Raw genomic sequence first — 6,154 nt, 5'->3', positions numbered from 1 at the left:
ATTTAGGGGCGTAGTTCAATTGGTAGAGCACCGGTCTCCAAAACCGGGTGTTGGGAGTTCGAGTCTCTCCGCCCCTGCCAGTTACCAATTAAGTAAAAATAAAAGAAGTATCTTATTGATAACCCGATTATTTTAGTCGGGTTTTTCTTTTTTAAAGCTGTCTTCCTGCCTTATCTATCTATCTATCTATCTATATTTTCTCATTTTCAATATTGTTCCAATAAAAAATTACCCACCAACTGCTTTATGGCCCTCTAAAATTAGCAAGATCTGCCGTAAACCTTTGCCCAATACGGGCGGAGAGATACGGCGAAAAGCCCAGACGGCTTTAAAAAACCATCGTCGTTTACGGCGAGGAGCAGTCACGTAAGGGTAAAAAAACAGTATGACATTTATAGTTCCACTGTCTGCGCGCTAAGTTCTTTTCACTCCCCCAACCTAGTAGGAGCTATATACAAAAAATGCTCAATAAATTTTATTGAGCATTTAAGATAACAGAATTGGAAGCCTTAAAAAGGTGCATTGAGTGGGGCATTCTGAATTGGTGTTTTTATCAACTGGCTAATTAGTGCCTGTTGATCATTTTTTTGTAGCCATACAGCATAAAGAGGTTTTGTAATAACGGTCTCTGAGAGCGTTTTTAGCCCTGGGTACTGAATACTCCAATGTGCAGGCAAAAACGCGGCAGAAAGTGATACAGGCAGTAATTGGCGTGCAATGTGTGCGGATGTCGTTATCATTACAGGTGTATCGTCAGGAGTGAACATCGATTCATTTTTAGGATGAAAGTCTGCACTCCATTCCAATTTAATATAGTTATAATTTGTTAAAGCAATATTTTTTTGGGATGCCATTAGCTGTAGCTCGATTGTGCCAATAATCGTGCTTTCAAATTCATCCATCTTAGGTGGTTCAGTTGCTATGAGTAAATCTAGTTCCCTAGAGTGTAGCTGCTTAACCAATGATTGGCGCGTTGAAACTCTTGCTTCAAGTCGAAGCTCATCATGTTGTTCGTATAAAGATTGTATCCAATCTGTTAAATAGCCTTCCCAGAGTGAAGAAGTCGCGCCTATTGAAAGCTCTGTATGCTGTGATGCGTGTGAGATTTCTTTTTTTGCCTGTAACCATGTATTCATTAAAGATTCAGCATAAGGGACTAAACGTTCGCCGGCAGCAGTGAGGCGAATGTTATTACGATGCCGAGTGAATAGGTTAGTGCCAAGTTGTGTCTCTAATTGCCTTATACGAAAGCTAACAGCAGATTGTGTTAAATAGAGTGATTCTGCGGCTCGGCCGAAGTGTCTGGTTCTACTGACTTCCAAAAAAGTTTTCAATAACTCAGTATCCACATACATCTCCAATAATTTTTGTCGTGATGATTTAAATGTTTTGTTTTACAGATTGTCAATGCTGTCTAATACTCCGCGCCATAACGAGTTGACAGTAATAAGTTAGGAGTGTGTCAGATGGCAGAAAGCTTCATCACGACTAATCGTTTTTTTGATAATAAACATTACCCACGTGGCTTTTCTCGTCATGGTGATTTCACCATCAAGGAAGCTCAATTGCTCGAACGCTATGGACAAGCTTTTAATGAGCTTGATTCAGGAAAACGCGCTGCACAAACTGACGAAGAAAAGCTTTTCGTCGCTGCTTGTCGCGGTGAACGTGAACCAGCAACTCCTGAAGAAAAAGTGTGGGCGAAATATTCAAGCCGTATAAATCGTCCTAAACGCTTCCATACTCTTTCTGGCGGTAAACCTCAAATTGACCCCTCAGAAGACTATACAGATACGGATGATTAATATCATCAACATATTTAGAGGGGCTTCGGCCCCTTAGTTTATGGCTGCTACCTTTTAAATTTAAGCACTACTGATAATTGTTGCTTATATTAATGGCATATATTCGTCATTCTTCGAGTTGCAGCGCTTCACGTTGAAGTATTGTGATTCAGCCACCCATGCCGATCTCATCGTTTTCTATGCTCCTAGTATTCAGCTTACTTGTTTTTGCAAATGAAGCAATAACTTATCCATAGCTCGGTAGCTTAGTGCCTCAAGAAGATGCTGTTTATCTATCTGTGATGTATTCTGCATATCAGCGATAGTTTGTGCGACCCTCAATATTCTGTGCCATGCTCGAATCGATAACCCAAGCTTATTTAGCGCACTCTCTAAAAAAAGAGCATCTTTAGGTGTGAGTTGACAGAGTTTTGTTGTTTCTCTGGCGGTTAGTTGGCTATTCAGCTTTCCCATTCTCTCTAATTGTCTATTCCTTGCCATAATGACACGAGTTCGTATTAATTCGCTGTTTTCACTTTGATATTGTTGACTACTAAGTGCTCCTAACGGTAGCAAAGGGATATCTATAGAAAGGTCAAATCGGTCAAGAAAAGGCCCTGAAATACGTGAAAGATAACGTAATATTTTCGCTGGTGAGCTGCGGCAGTTTTCCCCTTGATACTGGCCTGTTGGGCTTGGGTTTAATGCCGCAACCAGTTGGAAGTTAGCAGGAAAGCAGACTTTAGCCTTAGCCCTAGAAATAATGATTTGCCTTGCTTCAAGTGGTTCACGTAGTGCATCGAGTACAGAACGACTAAATTCAGGTAATTCATCAAGAAATAAAATGCCATTATGGGCAAGAGAAATTTCCCCTGGTTTTGGCAAGCTACCTCCACCAATTAATGCTGCCATTGAAGCGCTATGATGTGGTGTTCTGAATGGCCTTGTCGGCCACACTTGAGCTTGATTTGACATATGGCATAGACTACGTAGCGCAGCAACCTCTAAGGCTTCCTGTTGCGTTAGTGAGGGTAACAAAGTTTGTAATCTACTTGCTAGCATTGTTTTACCGGTACCCGGAGGCCCTAAAAGTAACAGGTTATGTCCCCCACTAGCGCTAATTTCTAGGGCTCTTTTACCTTGTTCTTGGCCAATAATGTCATTGATATTGCTCTCATAATCTGATGGCGGTGGAAATGCGGTTGCGTAAATATTACTGGGTAAAGAACCTTTCTCATGTAAAAAATGGCAAAGTTCTATCAATGTTTGCGTTAGTTTCACACTATTGTCAGGTAATAAATTGAGTTCATGTTGGCTTTCTATTGAAAGTATTAATTGCCTTTTTTGCTTTAATGCAGCGAGTGCGGCAGGGATGGCACCATTGGCGTACCTAATAGTGCCAGATAGGGCAAGTTCTCCAACAAATTCAAATTGATGAAGTGTTTTAGCTGGTACTTGCCCTGAAGAAGCTAATATTGCGATCGCAATAGCAAGATCATAGCGTCCACCTTCTTTGGGTAAATCCGCAGGCGCTAAGTTAATTGTCATTTTCTTTGCAGGGTATTCGAACCCACTATTTATTAAAGCGCTACGGACTCTATCCCTTGCTTCTTTGACCGCAATTTCGGGTAAACCGACAAGTGTTAAGCCAGGAAGCCCATTACTGATATGTGCTTCAACGGCTACGAGTGGGGCATCCATACCAATTGATGCCCTTGTGTAAACAATTGCTAACGCCATATCTCCTCCTCATACATGAACAGAGTAATATTCTGTTTTGAAATCAAGGGGAGCAAGCAAACTTTTTAAGTGTGCGAAAGCTATCGATAACTAATATGTAAGGTATTCCCCTGTTATTTATTTTTTGCGATAGCGCCCGCAAAATAATGTTTAATCATGATGTTAAGTTTTTATTAGAAATAATGAGCTGATATAAATTTTGCCAACATCTGTAACGTGATGATATGGAAATTATAATCATTACCATTAATGTTGTTTTTTTGAGATGGAGTATTGGGCTAATTATCCTGTCATCTATAATTGTATTTGCTATTTTTTAAATGAAAAACCAGTTGATTGCTCTGATTTCATGGTAAGATCATGATTTTTAAATGAATATATATTTTGATAATAAAAAAATAAAATAAAAGTTGTCAAAATAATTTTAAAATGATACCTCTTAAAGACAGACAATGAACAACAATAGTGAAAATAGATATTCATGAACGCATTCTTCCGAGTGATTAGCCTAATTATTATCAGCGTGGTGGTGATTATTATCCCACCGTGCGGGGCTGCACTTGGACGACGAAGGCTAAATTAGTAGCCAGATCTTACGAGAACCCCGCACCGAAAGGCGCGGGGTTTTTTTTGACACTTAGTTTGCCAACATTATTAAATCTACAAAAATAGAATAAATACAAATAGATAAATAAGCTAGAGACAGGAGAGAAACATGAATGGGGCACAGTGGTTAGTTCAAGCATTACGAACACAGGGAGTTGATACTGTTTTTGGTTACCCTGGTGGTGCAATCATGCCAGTTTATGATGCTTTGTATGACGGCGGTGTTCAGCATCTGTTATGTCGCCATGAACAAGGTGCAGTCATCGCTGCAATTGGCTATGCACGTTCAACATCAAGAACTGGGGTTTGTATTGCCACTTCAGGGCCTGGTGCAACAAATTTGATCACTGGTTTAGCTGATGCCTTGTTAGATTCGGTACCTGTTGTTGCTATCACTGGGCAAGTTAGCTCAGAGTTTATTGGAACGGATGCTTTCCAAGAAATAGATGTATTAGGTTTATCGCTGGCTTGTACAAAACATAGTTTCTTAGTTGAGTGTATCGACGATTTACCTCGCATTGTTGCTGAAGCTTTCGCAATCGCAAATAGTGGTCGTCCGGGGCCTGTACTGATTGATATTCCGAAAGATATTCAGCTACAGAACGCAGATTTAGCACCATTTTTAATGCCTGTTGAACAAGATTTGCCAATACAAAATGATGAAATCAACCAAGCGAGAGAATTACTGAAATGCGCTGAAAAGCCTATGCTGTACATCGGTGGCGGTGTAGGAATGTCTGGCGCTGTTGATGAATTAAGGCACTTTATTGCTCAGACAGGTATACCTTCCGTCGTAACACTCAAAGGGCTTGGTGCGGTTGCGCCATCAGAGCCTCTTTATCTTGGAATGTTAGGCATGCACGGCACGAAAGCTGCAAACCTTGCAGTACAGCGTTGTGATTTACTGATTGCTGTCGGTGCCCGCTTTGATGACCGTGTGACGGGTAAGTTGAATACTTTTGCGCCTAATGCAAAAGTGATCCATATCGACATTGACCATGTTGAATTGGATAAGTTACGCCAAGCTCATGTGGGGTTATTAGGTGATGCGAAGGTACTGTTGCCTGTATTGATGATGGACAAAGATATCTCCCCATGGCAGAGAGAAGTGCAGCAGCTAAAGCATGATTTTAACTGGCGATACGATCACCCAGGTGAAGCAATCTATGCACCGTTGTTATTAAAACAGTTATCTGATCGTATCGATGCGAATACTGTTGTGACTACTGACGTTGGGCAACATCAAATGTGGTCTGCACAACATATATCTGTGGTATCACCTGAAAACTTTATAACGTCAAGTGGCTTAGGAACAATGGGTTTTGGTATCCCTGCGGCAATAGGTGCACAGGTTGCTCGCCCAGAGGATACGGTAATTTGTGTTTCTGGTGATGGTTCTTTCATGATGAATGTCCAAGAACTTGGCACGATTAAACGCAAAAAGCTACCAGTAAAGATTTTATTGTTAGATAACCAGCGATTAGGCATGGTTCGCCAATGGCAAGAGCTGTTTTTTGAGCAACGTTATAGCGAAACTATTTTAACTGATAACCCTGACTTTGTGGCTTTAGCTCGTGCATTTGACATCCCAGGGCGTCGTATTAACAAAAAATCTGAAGTTGATTCAGCGTTGGATGAATTACTCAATAGTGAAGGCGCTTTCATCTTACAGGTATCAATAAACGAATTAGAAAACGTCTGGCCGTTGGTTCCTCCAGGGGCGAGCAATGAAAAAATGATGGAGAAACCGTTATGATGCAACATCAACTTGCCATACAAGCCCGTTTCCGCCCTGAAGTTTTAGAGCGTATATTGCGCGTCACCCGCCATCGTGGATTCCAAATCAGTTCAATGACCATGGATCACATGCCAGATGGTGATAATGTAAATATAGCGATGACTGTAAATAGTCAGCGGCCGTTAGCTCAGCTTTATGCTCAGTTAACCAAACTGTCTGATGTTTCAGAAGTTGAAATAAAAGAAATAGAATCACGACTATTACGCACACAAAGTGCAATGTAAGG

6 protein-coding genes and 1 tRNA gene are annotated in these 6,154 nt (G+C 40.9%); 5 read left to right on the top strand and 2 right to left on the bottom strand.

The window, feature by feature from the left end:
• Nucleotides 1-4 precede the first annotated feature (4 nt).
• Nucleotides 5-80, top strand: a tRNA-Trp gene (locus tag AC3Z9T_RS13420).
• A 429-nt stretch (nucleotides 81-509) separates the two neighbouring features.
• On the opposite strand, the gene hdfR is transcribed toward AC3Z9T_RS13420, so the two are convergent.
• Nucleotides 510-1,355 carry an HTH-type transcriptional regulator HdfR gene (gene hdfR, locus AC3Z9T_RS13415; protein WP_490126607.1) on the bottom strand — a complete coding sequence of 282 codons (846 nt, stop codon included), beginning with the start codon at nucleotides 1,353-1,355 and terminating at the stop codon, nucleotides 510-512.
• Nucleotides 1,356-1,466: 111 nt separating this feature from the next.
• On the opposite strand from hdfR, the gene AC3Z9T_RS13410 reads away from it, so the two are divergent.
• Nucleotides 1,467-1,805 carry a MaoP family protein gene (locus tag AC3Z9T_RS13410; protein WP_490126606.1) on the top strand — a complete coding sequence of 113 codons (339 nt, stop codon included), beginning with the start codon at nucleotides 1,467-1,469 and terminating at the stop codon, nucleotides 1,803-1,805.
• A gap of 192 nt (nucleotides 1,806-1,997) precedes the next feature.
• On the opposite strand, the gene AC3Z9T_RS13405 is transcribed toward AC3Z9T_RS13410, so the two are convergent.
• A complete protein-coding gene (locus AC3Z9T_RS13405) occupies nucleotides 1,998-3,524 on the bottom strand; it encodes a YifB family Mg chelatase-like AAA ATPase (protein WP_490126605.1) in 1,527 nt (508 codons plus the stop codon).
• Nucleotides 3,525-4,005: 481 nt separating this feature from the next.
• On the opposite strand from AC3Z9T_RS13405, the gene ilvL reads away from it, so the two are divergent.
• The 3 genes from ilvL to ilvM all read left to right on the top strand — a co-directional run bounded on the left by ilvL (nucleotide 4,006) and on the right by ilvM (nucleotide 6,152).
• Nucleotides 4,006-4,107, top strand: a complete 102-nt coding sequence (gene ilvL / locus AC3Z9T_RS13400) for an ilv operon leader peptide (protein ID WP_071599630.1) — start codon at nucleotides 4,006-4,008, stop codon at nucleotides 4,105-4,107.
• Nucleotides 4,108-4,239: 132 nt separating this feature from the next.
• The gene (gene ilvG / locus AC3Z9T_RS13395; RefSeq protein ID WP_490126604.1) at nucleotides 4,240-5,886 is read left to right on the top strand and encodes an acetolactate synthase 2 catalytic subunit; all 1,647 of its coding nucleotides are present in this window, start codon (nucleotides 4,240-4,242) and stop codon (nucleotides 5,884-5,886) included.
• Complete coding sequence (gene ilvM / locus AC3Z9T_RS13390; protein WP_490126603.1) at nucleotides 5,883-6,152, top strand: acetolactate synthase 2 small subunit; 270 nt, start codon at nucleotides 5,883-5,885, stop codon at nucleotides 6,150-6,152. The genes ilvG and ilvM overlap by 4 nt, the downstream gene beginning before the upstream one ends.
• The last annotated feature ends 2 nt before the right edge of the window (nucleotides 6,153-6,154 follow it).

Source organism: Providencia sp. 6390 (assembly GCF_058148425.1).
The sequence above is the reverse complement of the archived record's forward strand: the minus strand, read 5'-3'. Positions and strand labels throughout refer to the sequence as shown.

Excerpts from the sequence above, each read along its gene's own strand:
- hdfR (WP_490126607.1), bottom strand. The coding sequence starts at position 1,355 with ATGTATGTGGATACTGAGTTATTGAAAACTTTTTTGGAAGTCAGTAGA.
- AC3Z9T_RS13410 (WP_490126606.1), top strand. The coding sequence starts at position 1,467 with ATGGCAGAAAGCTTCATCACGACTAATCGTTTTTTTGATAATAAACAT.
- AC3Z9T_RS13405 (WP_490126605.1), bottom strand. The coding sequence starts at position 3,524 with ATGGCGTTAGCAATTGTTTACACAAGGGCATCAATTGGTATGGATGCC.
- ilvL (WP_071599630.1), top strand. The coding sequence starts at position 4,006 with ATGAACGCATTCTTCCGAGTGATTAGCCTAATTATTATCAGCGTGGTG.
- ilvG (WP_490126604.1), top strand. The coding sequence starts at position 4,240 with ATGAATGGGGCACAGTGGTTAGTTCAAGCATTACGAACACAGGGAGTT.
- ilvM (WP_490126603.1), top strand. The coding sequence starts at position 5,883 with ATGATGCAACATCAACTTGCCATACAAGCCCGTTTCCGCCCTGAAGTT.